Annotated in this window: 23 protein-coding genes and 1 pseudogene; 3 read left to right on the forward strand and 21 right to left on the reverse strand. The window is 71.6% G+C overall.

All coding sequences use genetic code 11. The features are described 5' to 3' along the window. Positions 1-12: 12 nt before the first annotated feature. The 17 genes from AB0B01_RS00605 to AB0B01_RS00685 form a co-directional block, all read right to left on the reverse strand. A complete protein-coding gene (locus tag AB0B01_RS00605) occupies positions 13-477 on the reverse strand; it encodes a hypothetical protein (protein ID WP_361711543.1) in 465 nt (154 codons plus the stop codon). Next, positions 474-1,661 carry an MlaD family protein gene (locus AB0B01_RS00610; RefSeq protein WP_361711545.1) on the reverse strand — a complete coding sequence of 396 codons (1,188 nt, stop codon included), beginning with the start codon at positions 1,659-1,661 and terminating at the stop codon, positions 474-476. The genes AB0B01_RS00605 and AB0B01_RS00610 overlap by 4 nt, the downstream gene beginning before the upstream one ends. Further along, positions 1,658-2,977, reverse strand: coding sequence for an MCE family protein (locus tag AB0B01_RS00615; RefSeq protein WP_361711739.1), 1,320 nt, complete (start codon positions 2,975-2,977; stop codon positions 1,658-1,660). Before AB0B01_RS00615 ends, AB0B01_RS00610 begins: the two co-directional genes overlap by 4 nt. Positions 2,978-2,982: 5 nt before the next feature. Continuing rightward, positions 2,983-4,170 (reverse strand): MCE family protein, encoded by a 1,188-nt coding sequence (locus tag AB0B01_RS00620; protein ID WP_361711547.1) that lies wholly within the window; start codon positions 4,168-4,170, stop codon positions 2,983-2,985. An 8-nt stretch (positions 4,171-4,178) separates the two neighbouring features. Then, positions 4,179-5,162: an MCE family protein gene (locus AB0B01_RS00625; RefSeq protein WP_361711549.1), complete on the reverse strand. Its 984-nt coding sequence runs from the start codon at positions 5,160-5,162 to the stop codon at positions 4,179-4,181. Next, positions 5,159-6,178: an MlaD family protein gene (locus AB0B01_RS00630; RefSeq protein ID WP_361711550.1), complete on the reverse strand. Its 1,020-nt coding sequence runs from the start codon at positions 6,176-6,178 to the stop codon at positions 5,159-5,161. The genes AB0B01_RS00625 and AB0B01_RS00630 overlap by 4 nt, the downstream gene beginning before the upstream one ends. 32 nt (positions 6,179-6,210) lie before the next feature. Beyond that, positions 6,211-7,470 carry an MCE family protein gene (locus AB0B01_RS00635; RefSeq protein WP_361711551.1) on the reverse strand — a complete coding sequence of 420 codons (1,260 nt, stop codon included), beginning with the start codon at positions 7,468-7,470 and terminating at the stop codon, positions 6,211-6,213. Positions 7,471-7,474: 4 nt separating this feature from the next. Next, a complete protein-coding gene (locus AB0B01_RS00640) occupies positions 7,475-8,308 on the reverse strand; it encodes an ABC transporter permease (RefSeq protein ID WP_361711552.1) in 834 nt (277 codons plus the stop codon). 2 nt (positions 8,309-8,310) lie between these two features. After that, on the reverse strand, positions 8,311-9,081 hold the full coding sequence (locus tag AB0B01_RS00645; protein WP_361711554.1) for an ABC transporter permease: 771 nt from the start codon (positions 9,079-9,081) through the stop codon (positions 8,311-8,313). Next, entirely contained in the window at positions 9,078-10,118 is a 1,041-nt protein-coding gene (locus tag AB0B01_RS00650) for an ABC transporter ATP-binding protein (RefSeq protein WP_361711556.1), read from the reverse strand. Before AB0B01_RS00650 ends, AB0B01_RS00645 begins: the two co-directional genes overlap by 4 nt. Positions 10,119-10,203: 85 nt before the next feature. Continuing rightward, positions 10,204-11,250, reverse strand: coding sequence for a sigma-70 family RNA polymerase sigma factor (locus tag AB0B01_RS00655; protein ID WP_361711558.1), 1,047 nt, complete (start codon positions 11,248-11,250; stop codon positions 10,204-10,206). Positions 11,251-11,310: 60 nt separating this feature from the next. Beyond that, complete coding sequence (locus AB0B01_RS00660; protein ID WP_361711559.1) at positions 11,311-12,354, reverse strand: lytic transglycosylase domain-containing protein; 1,044 nt, start codon at positions 12,352-12,354, stop codon at positions 11,311-11,313. A gap of 543 nt (positions 12,355-12,897) precedes the next feature. Then, positions 12,898-14,460 (reverse strand): DHA2 family efflux MFS transporter permease subunit, encoded by a 1,563-nt coding sequence (locus AB0B01_RS00665; protein ID WP_361711561.1) that lies wholly within the window; start codon positions 14,458-14,460, stop codon positions 12,898-12,900. 67 nt (positions 14,461-14,527) lie between these two features. Continuing rightward, positions 14,528-15,742, reverse strand: coding sequence for a beta-ketoacyl-[acyl-carrier-protein] synthase family protein (locus tag AB0B01_RS00670; RefSeq protein WP_361711563.1), 1,215 nt, complete (start codon positions 15,740-15,742; stop codon positions 14,528-14,530). A 164-nt stretch (positions 15,743-15,906) separates the two neighbouring features. Next, positions 15,907-17,535, reverse strand: a complete 1,629-nt coding sequence (locus tag AB0B01_RS00675; RefSeq protein WP_361711565.1) for a class I adenylate-forming enzyme family protein — start codon at positions 17,533-17,535, stop codon at positions 15,907-15,909. Next, positions 17,532-19,307 (reverse strand): CoA transferase, encoded by a 1,776-nt coding sequence (locus AB0B01_RS00680; RefSeq protein WP_361711567.1) that lies wholly within the window; start codon positions 19,305-19,307, stop codon positions 17,532-17,534. Before AB0B01_RS00680 ends, AB0B01_RS00675 begins: the two co-directional genes overlap by 4 nt. After that, positions 19,301-20,095, reverse strand: coding sequence for a glucose 1-dehydrogenase (locus tag AB0B01_RS00685; RefSeq protein WP_361711569.1), 795 nt, complete (start codon positions 20,093-20,095; stop codon positions 19,301-19,303). Before AB0B01_RS00685 ends, AB0B01_RS00680 begins: the two co-directional genes overlap by 7 nt. A 270-nt stretch (positions 20,096-20,365) precedes the next feature. Between AB0B01_RS00685 and AB0B01_RS00690 the strand changes: the two are divergent. Further along, a pseudogene (locus AB0B01_RS00690) lies at positions 20,366-20,593 on the forward strand (GntR family transcriptional regulator); the annotation flags it as partial. 27 nt (positions 20,594-20,620) lie between these two features. Next, a complete protein-coding gene (locus tag AB0B01_RS00695; RefSeq protein ID WP_361711741.1) occupies positions 20,621-21,127 on the forward strand; it encodes an FCD domain-containing protein in 507 nt (168 codons plus the stop codon). Positions 21,128-21,155: 28 nt separating this feature from the next. Here AB0B01_RS00695 and AB0B01_RS00700 read toward each other — a convergent pair whose 3' ends face one another. After that, positions 21,156-22,061, reverse strand: a complete 906-nt coding sequence (locus tag AB0B01_RS00700; protein ID WP_361711571.1) for an SDR family oxidoreductase — start codon at positions 22,059-22,061, stop codon at positions 21,156-21,158. A gap of 38 nt (positions 22,062-22,099) precedes the next feature. Beyond that, on the reverse strand, positions 22,100-23,302 hold the full coding sequence (locus AB0B01_RS00705; RefSeq protein WP_361711573.1) for an acetyl-CoA acetyltransferase: 1,203 nt from the start codon (positions 23,300-23,302) through the stop codon (positions 22,100-22,102). A 62-nt stretch (positions 23,303-23,364) separates the two neighbouring features. Here AB0B01_RS00705 and AB0B01_RS00710 point away from each other — a divergent pair, with 62 nt between their 5' ends. Then, entirely contained in the window at positions 23,365-24,789 is a 1,425-nt protein-coding gene (locus AB0B01_RS00710; RefSeq protein ID WP_361711574.1) for an OB-fold domain-containing protein, read from the forward strand. A gap of 101 nt (positions 24,790-24,890) precedes the next feature. Here AB0B01_RS00710 and AB0B01_RS00715 read toward each other — a convergent pair whose 3' ends face one another. Continuing rightward, positions 24,891-25,763 (reverse strand): arylamine N-acetyltransferase, encoded by an 873-nt coding sequence (locus AB0B01_RS00715; protein ID WP_361711576.1) that lies wholly within the window; start codon positions 25,761-25,763, stop codon positions 24,891-24,893. Then, entirely contained in the window at positions 25,744-26,994 is a 1,251-nt protein-coding gene (locus AB0B01_RS00720) for an FAD-dependent monooxygenase (RefSeq protein ID WP_361711578.1), read from the reverse strand. The genes AB0B01_RS00715 and AB0B01_RS00720 overlap by 20 nt, the downstream gene beginning before the upstream one ends. Between the last annotated feature and the right edge of the window lie 5 nt (positions 26,995-26,999).

Genomic DNA, 26,999 nt, shown 5'->3' on the forward strand with positions numbered 1-26,999 from the left:
GTAGTTCTCCTGTCAGCCGACGAATTCGACGTTGGACGTCAGCCACTGCCCGTCCTGGAAGACGAGGTCGAGCTGAAGGCGGTAGTTACGGGACGTGCCCTCGGGGGCGGCGACGTTGGTGACCTTGCTGTCGGCCACCACCAGGACGCGGGCCGAGCGGTCGTCGGCCCGGGCGATGCCCGCGTCGAGGATGTGCCCCTCCGAGACGGACTTGTTGTCGGCCACAATCTTCGTCAGCTCCGCGGTCTGGGCCGAGAACTGCTTCTTGAACTCCCCGGTCGCACCGTTCAGGACGGTCTTGCTGTCCCGCTCGTATTGCCGGTAGTCGAGCGAGGTGAAGTTCAGCGCCGACTGGCGGGCGGCGGCCAGGATGTCCTGGTGCCGCCGGTCCTCCTCATGGCGCTCGTACAGCTGGAAGCCCAGCCAGCCGGAGGAAGCCACCAGTACGGCAGCCAGGACGGCGAGTATGGGGGTCATGCCATGGGGCCCACGAGCAGCCATTGCCAGGAGTCCTTTCCGAATACGGTCTGTGCTCCGCCCGTCGAGCCGATCTGAACGTGGCTTCCCGGTGCGTTCTGGGCACCGCGGACGGACGTGTCGCCGCCGCGCGGGGCCGTGCAGCGGGCGCCGGTGTTGGCCGGGCGGTCGGTGGTGTCGGCGGGGTCTCGGCGCTGGGTTCCGTACCCCGCACGGCAGGGAGGCGGGTCGTCGGCGTTGACGACCATTCCGAAGTGGGTTGTGCCGTCTCCGGGAAGCACTGTGTAGCTGCCCGAGACGACCACGGGGAAGGTGACCAGCATCTGTTCCACACCGGGCAGCCGGGCAAGGGTGATCTGACCTCCGCTGATCAGGTTGCCCAACAGAACCGGTAGGTGGGGACGGGTGTCCCTCATGAGGGAATCCACCTGCTGGGCGGCGGAGGAGCCGTTGGCCATCAGGGCGCGGACATCACCGTCGCTCGCCCTCAACTGCGCAGTGAGCGCCGCCAGATCCCGGGAGAAGGACGTGATCGCCGAACCTTGATCGGCCTGCGTCTTCAGGACCTTCCGGGAGTCCTCGATCAGCGCGATGGTCTGGGGAAGGGAATCGGAGGCCGACTCGACCAGGGCGTTGCCCGAGTCCACCAACCGCGTCAGGTGGGGGCCGGTGCCGGAGAACGCCTTGCCCAGTTCGTCGACCGTGATCCGCAGGTCCTGCTTGTCCACCGAGTTGACCAGCCGGTCCAGGCTCAGGATCAGGTCCGTCGTGGGCATCGGCACCCGGGTGTCATGGCGGGGGATGGAGCTGCCGTCCCGCAGATACGGGCCGCTTCCGGAGCGCGGCTGCAGGTCCACGTACTGCTCGCCGACGGCCGAGCGGTTCGCCACCACGGCCAGGCTGTCCGCCGGGATCCTCGGGGAGTCCTCCAGAAGCAGCCCCACCGAGACTCCGCCGGAGCCGGTCAGCCGCAGATCGCCCACGCGGCCCACGGGCACCCCTCGGTACGTGACCTCGGCCCCGGGGTAGATGCCTCCCGAGTCGGCGAAGTCGGCCCGTACGGTGTATCCGCGGTCCAGGACGCGGTCGGCCAGTCCGGTGTACTCGGCGCCGACGTAGGACACCCCGATCACGGTGATGAGCGTGAAGGCGAGCAGCTGGGTCTTGACCGTACGGGTGATCACGGCACCAGTCCCTTCATCAGCAGCTCGGCGAGCGCGAGGTCGACACCCGGCGGAAGGCCACCGTTGCCGTCGCCTCCGCTGTGAGCGGTGTACAAGGCCTGGTTGGCCGACGGGCAGAGCGGCAGGCAGTCCAGCTCGACGCCACCCGAACCGCCGGGCAGTTCTGGCGTCCCAGGCGGCTTCGGAGCCTGGGGAACATGCGGAAGGGCGGGGGTTTCGGGGAGGCCCGGGAGCGCGGGGACTTGGGGCAGCCCGGGAGTGGGGACGCCTGGCAGCCCAGGAGGCACGGGCGTACCGGGCGTGCCGGGCTTCGGAGGCTGACCGGCCAGGTTTCCGTAGACGCTGCGCAGGTCGAGATCGGCGGTGACCTTGAGGTTGACGTAGTCGCCCTTGATCGCGTCCACCACATTGCGCGGGAAGGGATAGGTCGTCAGCAGCTCGAGCGCGTTCGGCAGATCGGCGCCGGCCTTGTTCAACTGCTGCAGGATCGGCTGGAGCGCGCGCAGATTCGCGATCACATCGTCGCGCGACGCGTTGATCACCTTCGTGCCCGTCTCGCCCAGCGCCGACAGCGAAGTGAGCATGGTGGTCAGCTTGGCCCGCTCGTCGGCCAGCACCTTCAGCGCGGGCGGCAAGGTGGTGAGGGCCTGGTCGATCGTCTTCTTCTCCTTGGCGAGGGTGGCGGCCAATGTGTCGATGCCCTCCAGCGCGCGAATGATCTCCTTCTTCTGAGCGTCGAGGCCACCGATGAAGGTGTCCAGCTCGGAGAGCAGGGACTTGACCCGGTCCTCGCGACCCTCCAGGGCCTTGTTCAGCTCCGTGGTGATGGTGTGGAGCTGTGCGACTCCACCGCCGCCCAGCAGGGCGGACAGCGCAGACAGCACCTCTTCGATCTCGGGGTTGCGGCCGCTGCGGGAGAGCGGGATCCGCGCGCCGTCGGTGAGCCTGCCCACCGGCCCGGTGTCCGCCGGAGCCGACAGCGCCACGTACTTCTCACCGAGCATGCTGGTCTGGCGCAGCTCGGCGACCGCGTTGCCGGGGAGCTTGACCGAGTCGGAGATCCGCAGCCGCACCCGAGCGTGCCACCCGTCCAGTTCCACCTTCTCGACGGCTCCGACGGTCACGTTGTTGACCTTTACCGTGGACTGCGGGACGAGATCGAGGACGTCCTGGAACTCGACCGTGACCCGGTAGCTGGGCCCGTCCGTGGCCGCGCCCCCGGGCAGGGGGACGTCGTACAGGCCCTTGAACTCGCAGCCGGTCAGCAGCAGCGAACCGGCGGCCGTCCACAAGGCTGCCTTGAACGGAGCTCTCATGTACGTCATGTACGGGCCTCCAGGATTCCCCCGAGCGTCTTGTCCATCGAGCCCGCTCCGGCCACGGGAAGTGCCGCACCGGTGAGCGGGTCAGCCGCGGGCAGCTTGGGCAGGGAGTCGAACAGGGTCTTCAGATCCCGGCAGTCGGTCTTCTCCCCGGCCGTCTTCAGCAGGGAGCACAGCAGCTCGGCCGGGTCGTGGAGCTGTTCGGGGTTGCTGCGGGTGTCGAGCGTGCCGGAGGAGGGGTTGTAGGCGTTCTGCAGATTGGACAGCCCGGCGGGGGCGACTTCGAGCAGCTCCTGGAGGGCGGCGCGCTGCGTGACCAGCACGTTGGTCACATTGGCCAGGCCCTTCACATCGGCGGTCAGGTCCTTCTTGTTCTGCTTCACGAACTCGGACACATCGGCGAGCGCCGCCGCGAGATGCTTGATCGCCGCGGCGAGGTCCTGGCGTTCCCCGGCCAGTTGCTCGGCCACCTTGGCCAGGCTGTCGTTGAACGACCGGACGTCGGTGTCGTCGGCCGCCAACGCGGCGGTGAACACCTGCAGATTCCGTACGGTCCCGAACAGGTCCTGCCGGCCGTCGGACAGGGTGGTGACGGCCTGCGAGAGGTCCTCGACCGTCTGGTGCAGCTGCGCCCCCTGGCCCTGGAGGTTGTCCGCGCCGACGGCGAGCAGCCGGGAGAGCGAGCCGTCCTTGTTGGCGCCCTGGGGGCCGAGCGCGTCCGCCGTCATACGGAGGCTGTCGAAGACCCGGTCCAGCTCGACCGGTACGGCCGTGCGCTCCTCGGGGATGACCGCGCCGCTCCTCAGCACCGGGCCGCCGCGGTGGACGGGCAGCAGCTGGATGTAACGGTCGCTGACCACCGAGGAGTTGATGATGGCCGCCTTGGCGTCCTCGGGGACCTTGTACTGGGCGTCGTACTCCAGCTCCACGCGCACTCGCTCACCCTGCGGCGTGATCTTCTTGACCTCGCCGATCGGGATGCCGAGCACGCGGACGTCGGAGCCGGGGTAGATGCCGACGGTACGCGGGAAGTACGCGGTCACCCGGACCTTCGGTGACTCGGAGAGCTGTACGACGGCCAGGGCGGCGGCCACCACCAGCACGGTGGCGAACGCGAGGCGGCGGACGAGACGCCGGTTCAGCGCGAGCCTCGCCGGCGGCTTCGGGAGCTTCAGCGCAAGCCCCATCGGAATCCTCATCGCGACCCTTCCGTCCGTGGAACCACCGGTGTGGGCGCGACCAGGTTCTGGATGTAGCTGTCGAACCATCGGCCGTTGCCGAGGGTGTTGGTGAAGACCCTCACGAAGGGCGCCATGAGCTGGATGCTGCGGTCGAGGCTCGCCTGGTTGCGTTCCAGCATCCGCACCACGGTGTTCAGGCGGCTGAGCGCCGGCCCGATCTCCGCTTGGTTGTCCCTCACCAGGCCGGAGAGCTGGACGCTGAGGGCGACGGAGCTCTTGAGCAGCGCGTGGATGGCCTGGCGCCGCGCGTGGATCTCCTTGAACAGCTCGTCGCCGTCCTTGACCAGCTTGCCGAACTCGTCCTTCCGCTCGGCGAGCACTCCGGTGACCCCGTTGGCGTGGTCGAGGAGTTCGCGTAGCGCCTCGTCGCGGGAGGCCACGGTCCGGGAGATCTTCGAGAGCCCCTGGATGGAGGCTTTGACCTCCTCGGGGGCGTCCTCGAAGGTGGTGGAGATGGTGTCCAGGGAGGCGGCCAGCCGCTGCTTGTCGATCTGTTCGGTGGTTGTGGTGAGGTCGCTGAAGGCCGCCACCACGTCGTACGCCGGGACCGTGCGGCTCAGTGGGATCTCGCTGCCCGGCTTCAGCCGGCCGGAGCCCTTCGGCTCCAGCGCGAGGTACTTGGCGCCCAGGATCGTCTTGATGCGGATCGACGCACCGGTACGGGCCCCGAGCTCCGGGTCTCCCTTGATCCGGAAGGTCACCTTCACGTGGTCGCCGGCGAGCTCGACCTCGTCGACCTTGCCGGACTTCACGCCGGCGATCCGCACCTCGTCGCCGGAGCGCAGCCCGCCGGCCTCGGAGAACGCGGCGCTGTACGTCTCGCCACCGCCGATCAGTGGAAGGCTCTCGGCGTTGAACGCGGCGGCGATCAGCAGCGCGATCGTGGTGAGGCCGGTGGCGCCGATCACCACTGGATTGCGTTCACGGAAGGGGATCAACGGCTGCACCTCGCCCGGGCGACTTGGAGTTCGGGGGTGATGACCTCGTTGGGCTTCGGCAGCACGATCCGGCCGTCGAAGTCGCAGAGGTAGAAGTTGAACCAGGAGCCGTACGAGGCGGTGCCGGTCAGCTCGTTGAGCTTGTTGGGCAGCCGCTGCAGGACGCCTTCCACGGTCTTCTCGTGGCCGTTCAGCGTTTCCGTGAGCTTGGCCAGCTCGGCGATATCCGTCTTCAGCGGCGGTCGGGCGTCGCCCAGGAGGCCGGAGGTGGCCTCCGCGAGGCCGTTGATGCCCGCCAGTGATTCCCCGATGGGCTTACGGTCGGCCGACAGCCCCGAGATCAGCCGTTGCAACTGCGTGATCAGGTCGGAGAAGCGGGTGCTGCGCTTGTCCACGGTGCTCAGCACGGTGTTGAGGTTGTCGATCACCGAACCGATCAGCTTGTCGCGTTCGGCGAGCGTCGTGGTGAGCGAGGCAGTGTGCGCGAGCAGGCTGCGGACGGTACCGCCCTCGCCCTGCAGGGTCTTGATGATCTCGGTGGCGAGCTGGTTGACGTCCTTCGGGCTCAGTGCGGCGAACAGCGGCTTGAATCCGTTGAGCAGGGCGTTGAGATCGAGTGCGGGCTCGGTACGGTCGAGCGGGATCCGCCCGCCGGGCCGCAGCCGCTTCCCCTCCCCCACGCCTTCCGTCAGCGCGATGTACCGCTGCCCGACCAGGCTCCGGTAGCGGATGACGGCCCGGGTGCTGGTGAGCAGCGGCCGGTCGCGGGAGACGGTGAAAGTGACCTTGGCCAGCGTCCGGTCCGTGATGTCGATGCTCTCGACCTCGCCGACCCGCACCCCCGCGATCCGGATGTCGTCGCCCTCTTCCAGGCTGGTGACATCGCTGAACACGGCGGTGTAGGTCTCCTTGGGGGTGAAGGAGAGGTTGACGATGGTGGCCGCGAGCACGGCGGTCGCCGCCACGGTCACCACCGCGAAGATGCCGAGTTTGATCAGCTGGGGGGCTGTCGCCATCGCGTTCGTACGACGGATTCGACTCGTCGTGCTCATACGACACTCACCGCCGTTCCCCGTGCCATCGGTCCGAAGAGGAGGGTCGTGACCGCCGGCACCTCGTCGGCGGGCACGCCCATGACCGGGGACACGAGTGAGGCGACGGCGTGCTGTTCGGCCGGGGTTCCGGACACGGTGCGGCCCGGACTGCTCGCCGACGTACCGTCGTTGAGCTTGATCGGCGGTGCCGGTACGTGAGGGTGGGGCAGACCTCTGCAGTCGGGTCCTGAGCGGTCGGCATAGCGCGGTTCCTCGCCGGGACGGTAGGGGGGACGTGGGTGGACGAATTCGAGGGTGATGCGCATCCTTCCGCCCTTGAACGCCTCTTCGGACGCCGCCTCCTGGCGCACCAGCCCGGCCAGCAGGCACGGGTACTCCGGCGAGTAGCGGGCGAACAGGGCGAGGGTGGGACGGGAGACGCGGCCCAGGGTGATCAACCGGTCGGAGTTCTCGTCGAGTACGCCTTTCGTGGTGTTCGCGGCAGTGGCGGTATCAGCGAGGACCGACGCGAGCTGGTCCTTCCGCTCGACCAGCGTCCGGCTGGTGGTGAGGGTGTTGTCCAGGATCCGCATCAGGTCCGGGGCGGCGTCGCGGTACACCTCGGCCACATCGGCGAACCGGGCGATGTCCTCCTTGAGGGAGGGCATATGCGGGTTGAGCCGGCGCAGGTAGTCGTCGAGGCGGGTGAGGTTGTCGCCGATCCGGTCGCCGCGCCCTTCGAGGGCGCCCGCGAAGGCGGACAGGGTGGCGTTCAGCTCTCCGGGCTTCACCGTGCGCAGCAGCGGCAGCAGGTCGTTCATCAGCCGCTGAAGCTCGATGCCGACCGTGGTGCGGTCCTGGGTGATGACGTCACCGGCACGGATATGCCGTACCGACGACTTCTGGGGGGCGACCAGGTCGACGTATTTCTCGCCGAACAGGGTCTTGGGCAGCAGCCGGGCATGGACGTCGGCCGGGATGAGGGGGACATGCTCCGGCCTCAGCGCGAGGGAGAGGGTCGCCTTCTCGCCGTCGGCCTCGACCTCGCGTACCTCACCGACCAGCAGGCCGCGCAGCTTGACGTCCGCGCGCGGCTCCAGCTGGTTGCCGAGGGTGTCCGCCTCCAGGGTGATCCGGACGACGGAGGTGAACACCTGCTGGTAGACGGCGAGCGTCAGGGACAGCAGCAACGCGATCACGGCGATGAAGACGATGCCGTACAGCCGCAGTTGGGTGGGCCGCGTGAGCGCCGGGGCCGGTATTCGTATGCGCATCCGCCTACCCCGCAATCCGTACGGTCGTGTTGGCGCCCCAGATGGCGAGGCTGAGGAAGAAGTCGAGGACGTTGATGGCCACGATGGACGTCCGTACGCCGCGGCCGACCGCGACACCGACACCGGCCGGGCCGCCGCTCGCGTAGTAGCCGTAGTAGCAGTGCACCAGGATGATCACGACGGCGAAGACAATCACCTTGCCGAAGGACCACAGCACGTCGACCGGTGGCAGGTACTGCTGGAAGTAGTGGTCGTACGTGCCGGTGGACTGCCCGTAGTAACCGGTGGTGATGGTGCGGGCGGCGAAGTAGGAGGACAGCAGCCCTATCACGTACAGCGGGATCACCGCCACGAAGCCGGCGATCATCCGGGTGGTGACCAGGAACGGCAGCGACGGGATACCCATCACCTCAAGCGCGTCGGTCTCCTCGCTGATCCGCATCGCGCCGAGCTGGGCGGTGAAGCCCGCGCCGACCGTCGCCGACAGCGCGAGCCCGGCCACCAGCGGGGCGATCTCGCGGGTGTTGAAGTACGCGGACAGGAACGCCACGAAGTTGGACGTGCCCAGCTGGTTGAGCGCCGCGTAGCCCTGGAGTCCGACCTCGGTGCCGGTGAAGAAGGACAGGAAGGCGATGACGCCGACCGTGCCGCCGACGACCGCCAGCGCGCCGCGGCCGAAGCTCACCTCGGCAAGCAGGCGCAGGACTTCCTTCTTGTAGCGGCGCAGGGTGCGGCCGGTCCAGGCGAGGGAGCGGCCGTGGAAGACCAGTTGCGCGCCCAGCTCCTCCAGGGAGCGCCCGGCCCGTTTGAGCACGCTCAGCGGATTCAGCAGGGTCATCGTCATCCCCTCTGCGGAACGATTTGGAAGTAGACGGCGGTCAGCACGAAGTTCGTCACGAACAGCAACATGAAGGTGATGACCACGGACTGGTTCACGGCGTCACCGACACCCTTGGGCCCGCCCTTGGCGGTCAGGCCCTTGTGCGAGGCGACGATCGCGGCGATGGCGCCGAAGACCAGGGCCTTCAGTTCGGCCGCCCAGAGATCGGACAGCTGGGCGAGGGTGGTGAAGGAGGCCAGGTAGGCACCGGGAGTGCCGTTCTGCATGACCACGTTGAAGAAATAGCCACCGGCCACCCCGACAACGGAGACCAGGCCGTTGAGCAAGACCGCCACGAGCATGGTGGCCAGCACGCGGGGCACGACCAGCCGGTGGATCGGGTCGATACCGAGCACCTGCATGGCGTCGATCTCCTCCCGGATCTTGCGTGCCCCGAGGTCCGCGCAGATCGCGGTGCCGCCGGCGCCGGCGATGAGCAGCGCCGTGACGATGGGGGACGCCTCCCGAAGTACCGCCAGGACGGAGGCGGCGCCGGAGAACGACTGGGCGCCGAGCTGCCGGGTCAGGCTGCCGATCTGGAGCGCGATGACCGCTCCGAAGGGGATGGAGACCAGGGCCGTGGGCAGGATGGTGACGCTCGCGATGAACCACGCCTGCTGGATGAACTCCCGTACCTGAAAGGGACGTCGAGGCAGGGTCCGGAGGACGTCCAGGGCCATGGCGAAGAGGCTGCCGGAATGCCGGAGCGCTCCGCTGGGTGAGAAGCTCATCCGTCTGCCCCCTGTGCCGGGCTCGGCTCCGCCGCCTTCCGGTCCGGGTCAGCCCCTGGGCGCGGCTCTGCCGCCATGGCCGGGGCCTGGGCCTGGGCCAGGTCAGCCTCCCCGGAGGTTTCCCGGCGGTGCAGCTCCGCCTCGCGGTCGGCGATCGCCTGCCAGCGGGGCGGCCGGCTGACCCCGGGGCTGGGCAGCAGGCGCGGGGTCATTTCGGGAATGGCGTCGTCCCCGCCGGCGAGGCCTGCCAGTTCCTGCTCGACCTGGGCGGCGTCCTTCTCCTCCGCCATGCCGATCGGCCCCTGCATACGGCCGTTGAGGAACTGCCGTACGACCGGCTCGTCGCTGGTCAGCAGCTCCTCGCGGGGGCCGAACATCACCAGTTCGCGCCGGAACAGCAGCCCGATGTTGTCCGGGACCTGGCGGGCCGAGGCGATGTCGTGGGTGACGATCAGGAAGGTCGCGTCGATCTGCGCGTTCAGGTCCACGATCAACTGATTGAGATAGGCCACCCGCACCGGGTCGAGCCCCGAGTCCGGCTCGTCGAACAGGATGATCTCCGGGTCGAGCACCAGCGCCCGCGCCAGGCCCGCCCGCTTGCGCATCCCGCCGGATATCTCGCCGGGCAGTTTCTCCTCGGCACCGATCAGACCGACCATGTCCATCTTCTCCAGGACGATCCGTCTGATCTCGCTCTCCGGCTTACGCGTGTGCTCGCGCAGCGGGAAGGCGATGTTGTCGTACAGGTTCATCGACCCGAACAGGGCGCCGTCCTGGAACAGCACGCCGAAGAGCTTGCGCACCTCGTACAGGTCGTGCTCGCGGAGCTTGGTGATGTCCGTACCGGCGATCCGGATGGATCCCCGGTCCGGCTTGAGCAGGCCCACGAGTGTCTTGAGGAACACCGACTTGCCCGTACCCGAGGGGCCGAGCATGACGGACACCTCCCCGGCGGGCAGCGTCAGCGACACGTCCTGCCAGATGACCTGATGGCCGAAGGATTTGGTCAACCCTTCCACGCAGATCTCGACGCCCATCCGGTTCACCCTTCAGCGGGGAGCAGCTCCGACATCTGCTCTACGGGGAAGGGCGGCGGGTCCGTCGCGTCGAGGCCAAGATTTTTTACGGCAGGCGGGTGGAGGGGGCACCGGGGAGGTCCGGCACGGTCGGGCTGTCCGGGAGCGGTGGCGTGGACGGCAGCGGCGGCGCGGACACGGCGGGCGCGGGGAGGACCGGGGCGGGAAGGGCAGGGACGGTCAGGGCCGGGGTGGGCAGGTCCGGTGCGGCGGGCAGGGTCGCCGCCGCCTCCGGCAGCTCGGGCAGCTCGGGCAGCACCGCCGGGAGGGCGCCGGGGAGGGCCGTGGGAGACGCCGTTCCGGTCGGGCGCAGGGAGGCGGTCGCGTCCGGTCGTACGGGCGAGGCCGCCGGTATTCGGTCACCAGCCGCGCCGGGCTCCTTCCCCACCACCGCCATCTTCCGCGGAGGCGGCACCGGCGCGCTCGGCTCGTACGCGAAGGACAGGGCCAGTCCCACCATGGCCAGCGTCGCTGCCGCCGAGGCCGCGGCCAGGGCGGGGGCATGCGCACCCGCCTGACCCGCCTGGTCCCGGCCGCGCCCGATCAGCCACAGGCCGAGCGCCAGCGTCCCGGCCAGCGAGTTGCGCAGCGTACGCCGGGCCCTGGCCAGCAGGGACTCGACCGCCTCGTAGCTCAGCCCCATCTCGCGGGCGATCTGTCCGACGTCCCGCTCCTGCGACTTCAGGCGGAGGGCCTCCGCCTGGCGGGCGGGCAGCTCCCTGCTCCGGAAGGCCAGCCACCTGGCCTCCGCCCGGTCGCACACCGCCTCATCGACGGGGACCGGGCCGGGGGCGGTGAGCTTGGGCGTACCGCTCAGCTGGGCCTCGCGGTGAACCTGCCGGTACCGGTCGACGCACAGGCGCATGGTCACCGTCGTCAGCCATGCGCCGAGCCGTGCCTCGTCGAGGTGTGTGTGCTGCGCCCCGCGCAGCATCGCCTCCTGCACCGCGTCCTCGGCGTCCTCGGCGCTCATGGACCTGCGGCGCGCCACCTTGAGCAGCTGCTCGCGATGGCTCCACATGCGCTGCCACCGCAGGTGGGCCGAGTCGTCACCCGGTTCGGCCGGGTGCGGAGGATGCCTGTCCGTCGCCATGACCCGGGAGGTTACCGCCGGGTACACGGTGTTGTGGAGGGGGTGATGCGCGAGTGAGTCCTAACCGTTGCCGGGGACCTTGCCGGTGTCCGGAAGGACACCGTGACCGGGCACGTCGATACCGGTGCCGGGAGCGGGACCCGGGGCCGTGACCAGGGGCGGCCCGGGCTTCGCGCCGTCGTCGGGCGGGGCGGCGGTCGGTGACGGGGCGGGCTTCGGCGCGGGCTTCGGCGCGGGCGGGGGCGGGGGCGGGGGCGGCGGGGAGGCGGGCGGGGTCTCGGTTGCCGGCTCCGGGCCGGCAGGCTCGGTCCGCCCGGTGCCGGGCGGGTCGACCTCCGTACCGGAACCCGCGCCGCCCTGGTCCGGAACCACCCGGTGGCCGTCCCTGAAGTAGGCGTACCAGGACAGGACGACGCTCAGGTACTCCCGGGAATGGTTGTAGGAGAGGATCGAGCGGTCGAGGTCCTGCGGCCGGGAGAGGTCGTGTCCGCCCGCGCACAGGTAGCGGCCCGCAGCGAGCGCCGCGTCGTGGACGTTATGGGGGTCGGCCCTGCCGTCGCCGTTGCCGTCGGCGCCCCATCTGGCCCAGGTGGACGGGATGAACTGCATCGGGCCGACCGCGTGGTCGTAGGACGGGTCGCCGTCGTACGCGCCGCCGTCGGTGTCCCGGATCAGGGCGAACCCCTGGCCGTTCAGCCGCGGGCCGATGATGGGGGCGTACGTCGTACCGTCCGCGTCCACCCTCCCACCCCGCGCCTGGCCGGACTCGACCTGACCGATCGCCGCAAGCAGCTGCCAGCGCAGACCGCAGCGCGGGGTGCTCCGCACGAGCGTCGACTCCGCGTTCCGGTACGCGGCGAGGACGGTGGCGGGCAGCGCCGCACGGCCGGCCACGAAGACGGCACCGGCCGAGGACGGCTGCTGTGCGGACGGGCCGTGCGACGCGAGTGGGGGCAGCTCGCGAAAGTAGTAGGCATCGCCCGAAGTGCCCTGATTCGGTGACATGGTGGCCTCCACGGGGGAGGAGGCCGACGCCGCGAGGCCGGGCGCCTGTGAGCCGGTCAGCGCCGCCATGGCCACCGCCGCGACCGCCGTGCCCCGCACGCCTTTACACATCCGTACCGGCAGCCGACCCGCCATACGTCGGACCCCTCCCTCATCGCACTTCCTCAGCTTCTTCACCTGCTCTACGGGGCCAGGGGGCGAGTCCGTCGCGCGAGTCGCGGAGATTTCTCCAGGGCCGTCACGTCGCTGGAGAGCGTGGACCCTGGCAGCTCATCACCTTCATGGCCGCCCTGCCCTCCTTCGTCCCCGTACGCCGCAGCCGTCCACGACTTCAACCACCGGCGGCAGGCAGGCGCCCTACTCCAATACGCTGCGTAGCTCGTCCCACCCGCCCAGGCCGCCCCGCCGACCAGCGGTGAATCGCCTTCGAAGGCATCCTCGCCTGGGGAGAACCTGGGGAGAATGAAGCCCCGTTGGGGAGCGTCCGGGGTGGGCGGGCGGCTACCCCTTCGCAATCCTGCTGATGGCGGTGGTGTGCACGAGCCTGTACGCCATCTTCAAGAAGCGCGACTGGCTGTAGCCAGCAGGCCGCAGCGGGGAGGGGCTGCCGCTCCGAGGGCGTTGCTTTCGCCTGGTACCACGTCAGGCCTTCCGGCCGGCTCCGCGGCCGGCGGTCAGGGCGAGTGCGCCCGCGCACAGTGCCACCAAGGCCGTGACGGTGAGGGCGGTGCTCATTCCCGCCTCGAAGGCGGTACGGGCGACAGACGCCGGGCCGCCCGGGGCGGGGAGGCCGACGGACACCGACTGGACGGCGCGGTCCAACGCGGCCCCCGACCAGTGCCCGTCACGGCTCAGTACGTCCCGTACGCACGAGCCCATCAGGGCCCCCAGGGCGGCGGTGCCCAGGCTTCCGCCGACTTGCATGGCCGTCTGCTGGATCCCGCCGGCCACGCCGGAGGAGCCCTCCGGCGCGCTGTGCATGACCAGTTTGGTCGCACCGACCATGATCGGGCTGAAGCCCAGCCCCATGACGAAGAGCCACACCCCCAGGGCTCCCCCGCCGTCGGCGCCCGCGCGGGAGATCCCGTACAGCGCCACGGCGTTGACCAGCATCCCCAGCGCCGCCGGGATCCGCGGGCCGACCCGGGAGATGGCCATGGCCGCGAAGGGGGCGCCCAGCACCATCGTCACGGTCAGCGGGAGGACCTGGAGCCCGCTCTCGACCGCGGTCAGGCCGCGTACGTGCTGGAGGGAGAAGGAGAGGAAGAACGTCGCGCCGAACAGGCTGAACGCGTTCACCACCAGCAGCAGCACGCCGACGGACAGCAGCCGGGACCGGAACAGCTCCATCGGTACGACCGGGTGGGGCGCCCGGCGCTCCCACGCCACGAAGCAGCCGCCGGAGGCGAGCGCGAGGCCGAGCGGCACCAGCACCCCCGAATCCGTCCAGCCCGCGTCCGAGACTGCGGTGAGCCCCCAGATCAGGGCGCACAGCGCGGTGCTGAGCAGTCCCACTCCCGGCAGGTCCCAGGACCGCGCGGCCCCGGCCTCGCGGACTTCACGGAGTACGAGGAAGGCCAGGAGGAGGGTGAGCGCGCCCAGCGGGACGTTGATCAGGAAGGCCAGCTGCCAGCTCGCGTAGTGCACGATCAGGCCGCCGGCGATGGGGCCCAGAGCCATGGAGACGGCGATCACACTGCTGCGGGCCGCCAGGGCGGCGTTGATCCGCTCCTCCGGGAAGGCCTTCATGATCAGCGCCAGGGTGGCCGGCTGCATGAGCGCGCCGAAGACGCCCTGGAGGACCCGGAAGGCGATCACCGACCCGATGCCCTGGGAGAAGCCGATGGCTGCCGAGGCGAGGGTGAAGCCGACCGTGCCCACCACGAACACCCTGCGGTGGCCGAAGAGGTCGCCCATCCGGCCCGCGACGATCAGCAGGACCGCCACCGCGAGCAGGTAGCCGTTGGTCACCCACTGCATCTCGGCCAGCGAGGCGCCGAGGCGGGCCTGCATGACCGGCTGGGCCACGGCGACGATGGTGCTGTCGAGCGACACCATCATCGCGGCGAGGGACAGGGTGATAGCGGTCAGCCAGGGGCGGCCGCGCAGGGCCGCACCCCGGCCGCCCGGGGTGTCCCGGGTGTCGGGCGCGCCCGTTGGGCGGCGCGTGTTGCGGCCGGTGCGCCGGGAGGCCGTCTCCGTCATGCCCGGACGTCCTCGACGGTCCGGGTGTCGTAAGCGCTCATCTTTTTGCTTCCCCCTGTCCTGCGGACTACTTGGTGAACACCAGGCTGACGTTGTGCCCGCCGAACCCGAACGAGTTGGCCAGGGCCGCCGACCACTGGCCGGTGCGGTTCTCGCCGCACACCACGTCCAGGTCGACCCGCGGGTCGAGCCGGTCCAGGTTGAGCGTGGCGGGGACGTTGCCCTCCTTGAGGGCGAGCAGCGCGACCATCGCGCCCACCGCGCCGGAGGCCCCCAGCATGTGACCGGTCATCGACTTCGTGGCCGTCACCGCGGCGTGCCGGCCGACGGCCCTGCGGATCGCCTCGGCCTCGGCCACGTCACCGGACTCGGTGGAGGTGGCGTGCGCGTGCACCACTCCGATGTCCTGCGGGTCGACGCCCGCGTCGCGCATGGCGTGTTCCATCGCGAAGACCTGGCCGTCGGCGTCGGAGGCGGTGATGTGGTGGGCGCTGGAGCTCACCGCGCTGCCGGCCAGCGAGCCGTACGTGCGCACGCCGCGGGCACGGGCGAACTCGGCGCTCTCCAGCACCATGATCCCCGCGCCCTCGCCCATGACGAAACCGGACCGGGCGGCGTCGAACGGGCGGGAGACCGCCTCCGGGTTCTCGGACTCGGTGGACAGCGCCTTCATCTGGGCGAAGGCGGCGATGGTGAAGGGGTGCAGACACGCCTCGACACCGCCGGCGACGACCACGTCGGCCCGCCCGGCGCGGATCAGGTCCTGGGCCATGGCGAGGGCCTCGGCCCCGGAGGCGCAGGCGCTCACCGGCGTCCGCGCGCCGCCCTTGGCACCGAGGTCCATGCTGACCCAGGCCGCCGGGCCGTTGGGCATGAGCATCGGAACGGCGAACGGCGACAGCCGGCGGGCGCCCGAGCGCTCGAAGAGGTCGTCCTGGCCGAGGGTGGTCAGGACGCCGCCGGTGCCGGTGCCGATGACCACGGCCAGCCGCTCCGGGGCGACCTGGGGAGCACCGGCGTCCTGCCAGGCCTCCCGGGCGCTGAGGATGGCCAGTTGCTCGCCGCGGTCCAGCTTCCGGGCTTCCACTCGGGGCAGCAGCGCGGCCGGGTCCGAGGGCAGGCCGGCCGCGACGTGCACGGGCAGGTCCGCGGCCCACTCCTCGTCCAGGAAGCGCACCCCGGACTTTCCGGCCAGCAGAGCCGACCACGACGACGGCGCGTCGGCGCCCACCGGGGTGAGGGCACCCATGCCCGTGACCACGACCTGACCGTTTCCAGCCATTCTCTGTCTCCTCAACGTAGTAGGGATTTCACAAGACGCTTGCCGATCTCATGAAGATCATGTCAGCCGAAACCTCGTCAGTCAGGGAAGAAGTCGACCGATTCGACCGGGCAGGCTTTGTAGGTTTCCCATAGTCACCACGGCCTCCCGCACCTCCGGCACCACTAGCCGGCGGCACCGGCGGCCGCGGCATCGGGCACCAGCCGCAGGGCCGCCCGGTCCACCTTGCCGATCTTGGTACGGGGCACCCGGTCCACGATCCACAGGGCGTCCGGCATCTTGTGCCGGGCCAGTGACCGGCCCAGCCGGGCCCGCAGTTCCTCGACCCTGAACTCCGGTTCGCCGGGGGCGAGTACCACATACGCACCGATGGCCTCGCCCAGCACCCGGTCCGGGACCGGGAAGATCCCGCAGTCGACGACGCCCGGCAGGGCGGTGACGGCGGACTCGACCTCCGCGCACGAGACCTTCAGCCCGCCGCGGTTCACCAGTTCCTTCATCCGGCCCTTCACATGGAGCCGGCCCTCCTCGTCGACCAGCCCGAGGTCTCCAGTGTGGTACCAGCCGTCGGCCGCCACCGGGTCCTGTCCCCAGTAGCGCACGGGCCGGTCCGCCCCGAAGACGATCTCGCCCACCTCACCCGGGCCGACGGGGCCCGAGCCGTCCCGGGCGAAGATCGCCACGCGACCGTTGGGCGCGGTCCCCGGCGGTCCCTGGAACACCGTGCGCCCCACCGAGCCCGCCTCGATCTCCGTGCGGTCGACGGTGTGGCACAGGAAGCCCTCGCTGCACCCGTACACGTAGAACAGCCGGACACCGAAGGTGGTGTAGAGCGCGGTGAGCAGCGCGCCGGGGAAGGAGGCCGCGCCGGCGACCGCCCAGCGCAGGGTGCTCAGGTCGTGCACCGCCGGGTCCAGCGTGTCGAGCATCAGCTGGAAGTGCGCCGGAGTGCCGGGCACCACGGTGACCCCCTCGTCGGTGATCAGCCGGAGCGCGCCCGCGGGCGAGAAGCGCTCCATGAGCACCAGCCGGCTGCCCCGGGTCAGCGCGATCATGGACATCTTGAGCCCCAGCGCATGGGCGAGCGGCAGGTACACCAGGTGGACGTCCGACTCCCCGGGCCGGTAGGCCGAGCTGAAGCAGTCCAGCTTGGCCGACAGTGCGTCGAAGGTCTCCACCACGCACTTCGGCTGTCCCGTGGTGCCCGAGGTGAGCAGCAGCAGGGCCGTGCCGGAGTCGTCCACCCCGGGCGCGGGCGCCTCGGCCGGTACGGGGTCCCCCGGCCGGCCCGTCAGGTCCGTCAGGTCCGCCAGCCGGAACTCCCGGGGCCGCGGTCGCTCGTCGTCGTGGACGATCAGCCGGACGCCCGGGCACTCCCGGCGTACGTCGTCCAGGGGTTCGACGGGCACCTCGGCCGCGCGGCGCGGCCGGTACACCAGGGCGACGGCCCCGGTCCGCCCGAGCAGCGAGACCAGTTCCGGGCCGGTCAGGTCGTGGTCGGCGCCCACCAGCACGGCCCCGCACCGCCAGGCGGCGGCCACCGCCACCAGGTACTCGGGCGAGTTGGGAAGCTGGCACACGATCCTGTCCCCCGCCGTCACGCCCATCGAGCGGCAGGCGGCGGCCAGCGCCCCCGCCCGAGCCCAGAACTCCAAGTAGCTGAGGGTGCGCCCCTGGAAGGTGATGGCCGGCCGTTCGGGCCAGCGCAGGGCGGCTTCGTGCAGCGCAGTGACCAGTCGGCTCGCGGCTTCCATGTCGCCTTCTCCGTGCGCCGGGGCGCTCTTGTTCGTCATGAGTGGAAGACCCACGGCGAGGCCGGCACCCGGGTGCCGTCGCCGAGAGTGGTGAAGAGGGGGGCGAGCCGGGGGTCCGCGGGCAGCGCCTCAAGATCGTCGGAGACCACCGCCGCCGGGAGGCCGGCGTCGGTGAGCCGCTTCTCCCAGTGCTCGGCGGGCTCGTCCCGCAGACGTTCCCGCACCTGCCCGGCAGCCTGTCCGCGGGCCCCGGCGCGGACGCCGAGGAGGTCGCAGACCGTGCGCCGGGCCGCGTCGTCGTCCGCGCCGAGCACGAGGTGGCCGTCCGCGGTGGGCAGGGGCTCGTCCACCGGCAGCCACAGCGGCCGGCCGGCCCGCCGGCCGCTCTCGTCGCCGGCCGCCAGCCCCAGGAGCAGCTCCGACTGGAGCGCCATGGCCCCGCCGAGCAGGGAGGCCTCGACCTGCCAGGCGCGGCCCTCCCGCTCCCGCCGCAGGAGCCCCTGGAGGACGCCTTCACAGGTGACCAGCGCGCCGAACATGTCGCACAGCAGCACCCGGGTCGTGGCGGGGCTCCGGTGGGCCGGGGTGTTGCCCTCGGTGACGCCGGCGTACGCCTGCACCATGAACTCGGTGCCCAGCACGGCGTCCCGGTCGGCGCGGGAGCCCCATCCCGACGCTGCCGCGTGCACCAGGCGCGGGTTGACGCGGGCCAGGTCCGCTGGGCCGAAACCCCATTCCTCCGCCTTGCCCGGCCGCCAGTTGTGCAGGAACACATCGGCGGTGGAGGCGAGTTCGCGGAGCCCGGCGCGCCCGGCCGGACCGCCCAAGTCGATCCCGACCCGCCGCTTGCCCTGGTGGAACAGGGCGCCCATGCCGCTGGGGTCGCCCTGCGGGGGCTCGATCCAGGTCACCTCGGCACCGAGCCGGCTCAGCAGCAGGCCGGTCAGCGGGCCCTGGACGCGGCTGGTCGCCTCGACCACGCGCAGTCCGGCGAGCGGCAAGCCGCCCGGGTGCGGCGGCCGGGCGGCGCCGCCGTCCGCGGCGGTCAGCGGGGTGAGCAGGGCTCGGTCCTCGCTCCGGCCGGGTTCGGCCAGCACCTCCCGGTAGCCGCGCAGGGCCGCCAGGCTGAGTCCGAACTCGGCCGCGGTCGCAGTGATCCGGGACCAGGGGGTCCGGGCCGCCACCGCGTGCAGTTCGTCGGGCAGGAAGCAGTAGCCCTTGACGTAGCGGTACTGGAAGGCGGTCCAGGAGCGGCCGAGGGCCGCGGCGTCCGCACCCAGGGCCTGCCAGAAGTGCCGCCAGGCGCCCGGGTCGAAGGTCTCCACCTCGAAGGCGGGCCCGTCGGCGCTGCGGAAGGGCGGGGGCGTACCGGTTCCCTTGACGGCGGGGCCCCAGGGATCGGGGGCGGTGGCCTCGGCCACGTAGTGCCCGGCCAGCAGGGTGGCGGCGCGGAGCACGGAGGTCTCCACCGTGTGGACGGCGGCCCCGCGGGCCCGGGCGATCCGGGCGGCGAGCACGCCGTGCCCCGCGAGGATGCCCGCGGCGACGGAGGCGGCCGGCAGCCCGAGCCGACGGGGTGCGCCCGCTTCCTGCCCGTGGACGTGCATCAGCCCGGACAGCGCCTGTACGGCGGCCTCGCCGCCGGGGCGGAACGGGTCGACGGCCGCGCCGCCGTACCAGGTCAGACGGGTCTCCACCTGGCCGCCGGGGCCTGCGGCCACGGGCTCCGACGGCGCGGCGCCCGGTCCACGGCGGTCGCCCAGCCGCATCTCCAGGGTGCGCAGGGCGAGTTCGGGCGTCGGCGTCAGCATGCGGAACTCCGGCGGGCCAGATCGGCGTAATACGGCTGGTGTGCGAGGAGCCCGCCGTCGACGACGAGTGTCTGTCCGGTGATGAACGCGGACTCGTCGGAGGCGAGGAAGACCGCGAGCGCGGCCACGTCCTCGGGGCGGCCCAGCCGGGGCGTGAGGTGGTGGCGGAGCATCGACCCGTAGGCCGCCTCCCGCTCAGGGCTGGTGATGATCAGGCCGGGGGCGATGGCGTTGCAGCGCACACCGCTCTTGCCGGCCTGGGTGGCCACGTAGCGGGTGAGGTTCACGATCGCCGCCTTGGACGCGGCATAAGCCGGGTGGCCCAGGTCTCCTGACAGGCCGGCGGCGGAGGAGGTGTTGATGACCGATCCGCCGCCGCGGGCCACCAGGTGCGGCAGCGCGGCCTGGATGGCGACCATGGTGCCGCGCACGTTGACCCTCATGGTCTCGTCCCAGACGTCGGGGTCCGCGTCGGCGACCGGCAGGTCACGGGAGGCGGCCAGCACGGTGGCCGCGGCGTTGTTGTGGAGGACGTCCAGCCCGCCGAACTCCTGGACGGCCCGCTCGACCATGGCGCGCACCGAGCCGGTGTCGGCCAGGTCGACGCCGACGCCGACCGCCTCGCCCCCCGCGGCCCGGATCGCCTCCGCGACACGGTGCGCCCCCGCTTCGTCCACATCCGCAACGGCCGCGCGAGCGCCCTCTTCGGCCAGCCGGGCGGCGGTGACGGCACCGATGCCGGACGCGGCGCCGGTGACGATGACGACCTTGCCTTCAAGTCTCCCCATAGCAGCCCCCAAGGATTACTTAGTAAACTAATTTAACGGTACCATCCCACCCGACGCCGCAGCCACCCGCCCGACCGGCAGGTGAGGCGGAGGGGGCGGACGTTCACACACCTGACCATCAAATATTCAACCTTGCTATACTGAGTAACGTTGAGCTGATGATTTAGAACAATCGCCCCCCTGCCGGTGTGCAGAAGTGCCTACCGAAACCACGCACATCGCATCGTGAAGCACGACACCAGGAGGAACGCCTTGACCGACGCAGGCGGAATGCCGAAGGCCACGCCAAACGGCCGGAAAGCAGCCGGACTTCGCGTCCGCGTCCCCAAGACCGCGGAACTGGTGGCGGCCGCGCTGCGACGCGTCATTATCCGGGGCGAAGTCGCTCCCGGTGACGCACTGCCCTCCGAATCGGCGCTCATGGAACAGTTCGGCATTTCCCGGCCCACGCTGCGTGAGGCAATTCGCGTTCTGGAATCAGAAGAACTGATCAGCGTCCGCCGCGGTGTGCACGGCGGCGCCCGCGTGAATGCGCCCGATCCCCGTGTCGCCGCCCGCTACCTGGGGCTCATCCTGGAATACCGCCAGACCAGGCTCGGCGAGATGTTCCAGCTGCTCGGCGCGATCGAAGCGCCGTGCGCCCGGCAGCTCGCCACCCGGCACACCCCCGGTGACATCGGGCGTCTGCACGAGGCCCTGGCGACCGAGGCCGCGGCGAAGGGCGACGCCCGGGCGCTGGCCGAGGCCGAGGCCTCCTTCCACGCCACCCTGGTCGAGCTGAGCGGCAACCGGGCGGTGACCGCGCTGAGCGAAACCCTCCAGTGCGTCTTCTACGACGCCGGCAGCCCGCACGTGGCAACCGCCCGCAAGGGGCGCACCCGCGCCGACCAGGACGTCCACGCCAAGCTCGTCGAGCTGGTCCAGGCCGGCAAGGCGGACGAGGCCGAGGCCCACTGGCTCGCCCACATCGCCGCCATGGAGAAGGAAATCAGCGCGAGCGGCGCCAACACGCGCCTGGAGCTCCTGGACTGACGGCCGCGCCCGGCCAGCCCGCGCAGTATCAGACAGGACGCCGCCCGAACGCGTCGGAATTGGGGGCGGCCCGCTCCACCAGTGCGGTCAGGGCCTCGCCGACCGTCTCCGGGCGCCAGCCGTCGGGGGCGCTCGCCGAGGGGCCGTCGACCCATCCCTCCGCGACCGAGATCCGGCTGCCGAAGACGGTGACGACCCGGCCGGTGACATGTCCCGATCCGGGGCCGCCGAGCCAGACAACGACTGGTGAGACGCTCTCCGGCCGCAGGTCGTGCTGTTCGGCCAGGGCGGGCATGACGCCCAGGTCCTCGGTCATCCGGGTCAGCGCGGCCGGCGCGACCGCGTTCACCGTCACCCCGTACCGGGCCAGCTCCTGGGCCGCCCCGACCGTGAGGGCGGCGATGCCGGCCTTGGCCGCCGCGTAGTTCGACTGCCCGGGGTTGCCGTAGAGGCCCGACGTCGAGGTGGTGTTGACCACCCGGCCCGCCACCGCCTCGCCCGCCTTGGCCCGCTCCCGCCAGTGGCGGGCGGCATGGTGCAGCACGGCGAAGGTGCCCTTGAGGTGGACGGCGGTCACCGCGTCCCAGTCCTCCTCGGTCATGTTGACCAGCGCCCGGTCCCGCAGGATCCCGGCGTTGTTGACCACGGTGTCCACTCGGCCGAACTCGGCCACCGCCTGCTCGACCAGGCGCTGCGCCCCCGCCCAATCCGAGACGTCGTCGAAGTTGACCACGGCCCTGCCGCCGAGGGCCGCCACCTCCTCGGCCACCGCCTCGGCGGGGCGGGTCGAATCGCCCGAGCCGTCCCGGGCCACGCCGAGGTCGTTGACCACGACCCGGGCGCCGGCCCGGGCGAAGGCCAGGGCGTGCGCCCGCCCGATGCCGTTGCCGGCGCCCGTGACGACCACGACCCGGCCCTCACACGTTTCCGCCATGTGTTCCTCCTTTTCTCTCTGCGCCGGAGGCGCGTTCCTCATTCCGAGGGTTCGGATCCGACGATGGAGACGAAGGAGAGGCACTCCCCCGGGCCACCACCGAGATTGTGGGTGAGGGCGAGTTTCCGGTGCGCCGTATTTCCGGTCAGCGCGGCGCCTTCCGGTGTTTCCCCGCGCAATTGCAGCCAGCATTCGAAGAGCATTCGCAGCCCCGAGGCGCCGATCGGATGGCCGAATGCCTTCAGCCCGCCGTCGGTATTCACCGGCAGTACGCCGTCCCGGTCGAATTCACCGGCCAGGACGGATCGCCAGGCGGTGCCGGGCTCGGCAAATCCGAGGTCCTCCATCAGCACCAGTTCGGTGATGGTGAAGCAGTCGTGCACTTCTGCCAGCGCCAGTTCGGTTCGGGGATCGGAAATTCCGGCCTGCCGGTAGGCGTCCGCGGCGGAATGCCGGACTTCGGGGAAGGAGGTGAAGTCGTACCCCGGATCCGCCGGGCCGGCGGCCGGTCCCGCGGCGAGCGCCAGCGCCTTCACGAAGAGCGGTTTGTCCGTATAGCGGTACGCGTCCTCGGCGCGCACGACCAGGGCGGCCGCCGCCCCGTCGCTGACGCCCGAGCAGTCGAAGAGCCCGAGTTCGCCCGCCACCCGGGGAGCGGCCCGGATGGTGTCCAGCGGCACGGCCCGCCGAAAGTGCGCTCGCGGGTTGAGTGCGCCGTTGGCGTGGTTCTTCCAGGCGATCCGGTCCAGCGCCTCGCGCAGCGCGCCGCTCGGCGGCCGGTACCTCTCCCCGTACGCCTGCGCGACCAGGCTGAAGGCGGCCGGTGCGGTGAGGTCGGGCCGCGTGCCGTCGCCGGGCACCTCGGCGGCCGCCAGGCCGGAGGTGCCGGAGTCCTTCAGCTTCTCGACCCCCACGGCGAGCGCCGTGTCGTAGGCGCCGCTGGCCACGGCGTAGCAGGCGTTGCGCAGGGCGTCCGAGCCCCCGGCGCAGTAGTTCTCGACGCGGGTGACGGGCCGGTATGGCAGGCGCAGTGCGCGCGAGAGCATCAGCCCCGAGGAGCCGGAGGCGAGGGTGCTCAGCCAGTGGGCGTCCACCGCGTCGGCAGCCATCCCGGCCGAGGTGCAGGCGGCCAGGGCCGCCTCCAGCATCAGGTCGTCCGCCGAGGCGTTCCAGTGCTCTCCGAACCTCGTGCACCCCATGCCCACGACGGCGACCTTGTCCCGTATACCGCGTGACGGCACGACACCTCACCTCCATACAGTTAGATAATACTACTGATCTTACTCATCAAGAGGAGCGAGACGTGACGTCACTCGTCGCCTACGGCACCTACGTGCCCCACTACCGCCTCCGGCGCAGCGCCATCGGGGACCTTCTCGGGACCGCCGCGGGAGGCGGCACGCGCGCGGTCGCCTCGTACGACGAGGACAGCACCACGCTGGGGACGGCCGCCGCGCTCGCCGCGCTGGAGGGCTGCCCGGACGCCCTGCCGCACGTGCGGAGCCTCTTGTTCGCCACGGCCACCCCGCCGTACGCGGACAAAACCAACGCGGCGGCGGTCCATGCCGCGCTGGGGCTGCCCGCTCAGGCCCTCGCGGTGGACATGGCGGGTGCGGTCCGCTCCGGCGCCGGGGCCCTGCACCTGGCCGCCCGGGCGGACGAGGACACGCTGGTGGTCCTGTCGGACGTCCGCACCGGGGCGCCGGGCAGCCCGGACGAGCGGGCCGGCGGGGACGCCGCCGCGGCCTTCCTCTTCGGCGACGGCAGCCGGCGGCCCGCGCTCGCCGAGGTCCTCGCGAGGGCCTCGGTCACCCACGAGGTGATGGACCGCTGGCGGGCGCCCGGCGCTTCGGCCGCCTCGGCCTCGGAGGAACGCTTCACCGAGCAGATCCACGTCCCGGCCGCCGAGGCGGCCTTCGACGAGGCGCTGCGGCAGGCCGGGCTGGAGGGAGGAGACATCGACCACGTGGCCGTCGCCGGACTCCACCAGCGCGCCCTGAAGTCCGTGGCCGCCCGACTGGGCGTGCGGACCGGCCGGGCCCCCGCCAAGAGCGCCGGCGTCCTGGCGGGGACCGTCGGCAACCCCGGCACGGCCCAGCCGGGGCTGCTGCTCGCGGACGCACTCGACCGCGCGCGGCCGGGTGAGCGGATCGCGCTGGTGGTCCTCGGCGACGGCGCGTGGGTGCTGCTGCTGGAGGCCGGCGAGGGGCTGGCCGCCGGCCGGCCCGCCGTTCCGGTCGCCGACCGGGCTGCCGCCGGGGACGACACGCTCTCCTACGGCGATTACCTGACCTGGAGGGGGTTCCTGTTCCGGCAGCCGCAGGCCCGGCCGGTGCCGGCGGCGCCCGCCGCGCCGCCGGCCTGGCGGCAGGTGGACTGGAAGTTCGGCCTCGTGGCCGGCCGGTGCACCGACTGCGGCACGCGCGCGCTCCCGCCGGCCCGGCTCTGCAGCGGCTGCCGGAGCGTGGACCGGATGGCCGAGGAGCGGCTCGCCGGCGTGCAAGCGACCGTCGTCACCCACACCGTCGACCACCTGGCCCACTCCCCGCACCCGCCGCTGATCCTCGCCGTCGTCGAATTCGACGGGGGCGGCCGGTTCCGGTGCGAGCTCACCGACGCGCGGGCCGAGGAGGTCCGCAGCGGCATGCGGGTGGCCATGACCTTCCGGCGCATGCTGACCTCGGACGGGGTGCACAACTACTTCTGGAAGGCCCGTCCGGTGCGCTGACCGCCCCGGAACCGGGGCCCGGGCGCGGGCATACGGAAGGGCGCCCTGCCGGAACTCACGGTTCCGGCCGAACGCCCTCCGCCCCGGTGGGTCTTCGGTCCTCAGCGCAGCGGGAAGCCGCCGGCGACGGGGGTCACCGCCGGGTCCCCGTACTGCGCCACGAACCAGGCGCGGTACTGCTCAAGCACCAGCGGGTCGTCCTCCGTCGGGCCGGGCCCCGGCTCGGGCACCCGGTCCAGCTCGATGCCGAACCGGGTCCGGTACGCCTCCAGCACCTCTTCGGGGCTCTCCAGCAGCTGCTCGACGGTCGTGCCGTCGACGAACCGGATCAGCCGCCGCTGGTCGACCATGGTGGTGCGCCCGGACCGGTCCAGGACCGAGGCCATGAGCAGGTGCGACATCGGCAGTTCGGGCAGCGTCCACGCCCACCAGGTCGGCGGGATGTCCTCGAACCGCAGCGGCGTCAGGTCCAGCCGGTACTGCGGTACGCCGTCCCGGAGCAGTTCCAGGCCGCCCTCCCGGTCCACCAGCTGGAACTCGCCCTCCGGGTCCTGCTGGGGCTCGCGTTCGCCGAACCGCAGCGGGAAGCGGCTGCCGCGCATGAAGCCCACGTCCACCAGCCAGGGCTCGGGCGTCTCCACCTTCAGGACGAAGTGGACCACGGGGGCCATGAAGCGTCCGCCGTGGAATATCCGGCCGCCGAGCACCGAGACGGCCGAGTAGCCCACGGCACGCAGCAGTTGCTCGAAGGAGCTCGCCAGCTCGATGCAGGTGCCGCCGCGCCCCCCGCGGGCGATCTTGTCGACCGCGGCGTAGCCGAGCGCGGTGGGGCGGCCCGACCGGATGTGCATGTTCTCGAACGGCACCTTCATGAGGTGGCGTTCCTGGAGCACCCTCAGGTACCCGGCGTCCGCCCGGGCCGGGAACCCGACGCCGAGGCGGTCGAGATAACTGTCACGTGTGCCGGAATCCAACCTTGTTCCCTCCGATGTCCTTGCGGTCTGCGCCCGGTCCGCCCCAACGGCGCACGCCCTGCGGCAGCGCCTCGTACCCGTAGAGCCAGGCGTACGCGTCCAGCCGCTCCGCCCCGGGCATGGCCGCGTCCCGCGCCCGCTGCTCCGGGCCGTCCGGCAGGTGGAACTCGCCGCCGCGCTCGCGGGAGCGCCGGTGCACGGCGGCCGCCCGCGGCAGCCGCACCTCCTCGTAGCGCCGCAGCGCCGCGGGAACCTGGTCCGGATCACAGTCCCGGAGCAGGGCGGCGAGCACGGCGGCGTCCTCGATGGCCTGGTTGGCGCCCTGGGAGAGGAACGGGACCATCGGGTGGGCGGCGTCGCCGGCCAGCGCCACCCGGCCGGTGCACCAGCCGCCCACGCAGTCGCGGTCGAACAGCGCCCAGTGGTGGACCTCTTCGGCCGCCGCGGCCAGTGCGCCGACCTCGGAGTTCCAGCCCGTGAAGGCGGCCGCGACCTCTTCCGGGGTGCCGGGGGCGGACCAGGTGTCCGGGTCCCAGTCCGGCGACGTGGTCACGGCGCTGAAGTGGATCAGGCCGTGGCCCGTGATCGGATAGGCCGTCACATGGCCCCCGGGCCCGAGCCAGAAGTACACCTGCGGCACGGCGGAGAACTCCGGCAGCCGGTCCGCGGGCACCAGGCCCCGGTAGACGGTGAGCCCGGTGAACGTGGGCCGGTCGCCCACCAGGGCGTTGCGGAAGCCGGAGTGGATGCCGTCCGCCGCGACGACGGCATCGGCCCGCTCCGCGGAGCCGTCCGCGAAGTGCAGCGTCACGCCGTCCGGGTGTTCCTCGAAGGAGGTGCAGGCCGAGCTGTGCCGTACGGTGCCGGGCGGCAGCAGCTCCAGCAGGCTCCGATGCAGGTCGGCGCGCTGGATGAGGTGGTACGGGGCTCCGTGGCGGCTCTCGCACGCCTCACCCAGGGAGGTGCGCGCGAGGAGGCGGCCGTCGTCCCACCGCCGGGTCTCGATCGCCCGCGCGCGGGTCGCCCGCCGGTCCAGGACCGCGGCCAGGCCCAGCTCGTGCAGGAGGCGTACCGAGTTGGGAGCCAACTGGATGCCGGCCCCGGCGTCCGCGAAGGCGGTGGCCCGCTCGTACACCGTGCACGGGACGCCGGCGCGCAGCAGCGAGGCGGCCGCCGTCAGCCCGGCGATGCCGCCACCGACCACCGCGATCCGGGGGTGGCTCTCACTCATGCCGG

This window comes from Streptomyces sp. NPDC044571, assembly GCF_040647115.1.
Classification (GTDB): domain Bacteria; phylum Actinomycetota; class Actinomycetes; order Streptomycetales; family Streptomycetaceae; genus Streptomyces.

Excerpts from the sequence above, each read along its gene's own strand:
- AB0B01_RS00605 (WP_361711543.1), bottom strand. The coding sequence starts at position 477 with ATGACCCCCATACTCGCCGTCCTGGCTGCCGTACTGGTGGCTTCCTCC.
- AB0B01_RS00615 (WP_361711739.1), bottom strand. The coding sequence starts at position 2,977 with ATGAGAGCTCCGTTCAAGGCAGCCTTGTGGACGGCCGCCGGTTCGCTG.
- AB0B01_RS00620 (WP_361711547.1), bottom strand. The coding sequence starts at position 4,170 with ATGGGGCTTGCGCTGAAGCTCCCGAAGCCGCCGGCGAGGCTCGCGCTG.
- AB0B01_RS00630 (WP_361711550.1), bottom strand. The coding sequence starts at position 6,178 with ATGGCGACAGCCCCCCAGCTGATCAAACTCGGCATCTTCGCGGTGGTG.
- AB0B01_RS00635 (WP_361711551.1), bottom strand. The coding sequence starts at position 7,470 with ATGCGCATACGAATACCGGCCCCGGCGCTCACGCGGCCCACCCAACTG.
- AB0B01_RS00640 (WP_361711552.1), bottom strand. The coding sequence starts at position 8,308 with ATGACCCTGCTGAATCCGCTGAGCGTGCTCAAACGGGCCGGGCGCTCC.
- AB0B01_RS00645 (WP_361711554.1), bottom strand. The coding sequence starts at position 9,081 with ATGAGCTTCTCACCCAGCGGAGCGCTCCGGCATTCCGGCAGCCTCTTC.
- AB0B01_RS00650 (WP_361711556.1), bottom strand. The coding sequence starts at position 10,118 with ATGGGCGTCGAGATCTGCGTGGAAGGGTTGACCAAATCCTTCGGCCAT.
- AB0B01_RS00655 (WP_361711558.1), bottom strand. The coding sequence starts at position 11,250 with ATGGCGACGGACAGGCATCCTCCGCACCCGGCCGAACCGGGTGACGAC.
- AB0B01_RS00665 (WP_361711561.1), bottom strand. The coding sequence starts at position 14,460 with ATGACGGAGACGGCCTCCCGGCGCACCGGCCGCAACACGCGCCGCCCA.
- AB0B01_RS00670 (WP_361711563.1), bottom strand. The coding sequence starts at position 15,742 with ATGGCTGGAAACGGTCAGGTCGTGGTCACGGGCATGGGTGCCCTCACC.
- AB0B01_RS00675 (WP_361711565.1), bottom strand. The coding sequence starts at position 17,535 with ATGACGAACAAGAGCGCCCCGGCGCACGGAGAAGGCGACATGGAAGCC.
- AB0B01_RS00680 (WP_361711567.1), bottom strand. The coding sequence starts at position 19,307 with ATGCTGACGCCGACGCCCGAACTCGCCCTGCGCACCCTGGAGATGCGG.
- AB0B01_RS00685 (WP_361711569.1), bottom strand. The coding sequence starts at position 20,095 with ATGGGGAGACTTGAAGGCAAGGTCGTCATCGTCACCGGCGCCGCGTCC.
- AB0B01_RS00700 (WP_361711571.1), bottom strand. The coding sequence starts at position 22,061 with ATGGCGGAAACGTGTGAGGGCCGGGTCGTGGTCGTCACGGGCGCCGGC.
- AB0B01_RS00720 (WP_361711578.1), bottom strand. The coding sequence starts at position 26,994 with ATGAGTGAGAGCCACCCCCGGATCGCGGTGGTCGGTGGCGGCATCGCC.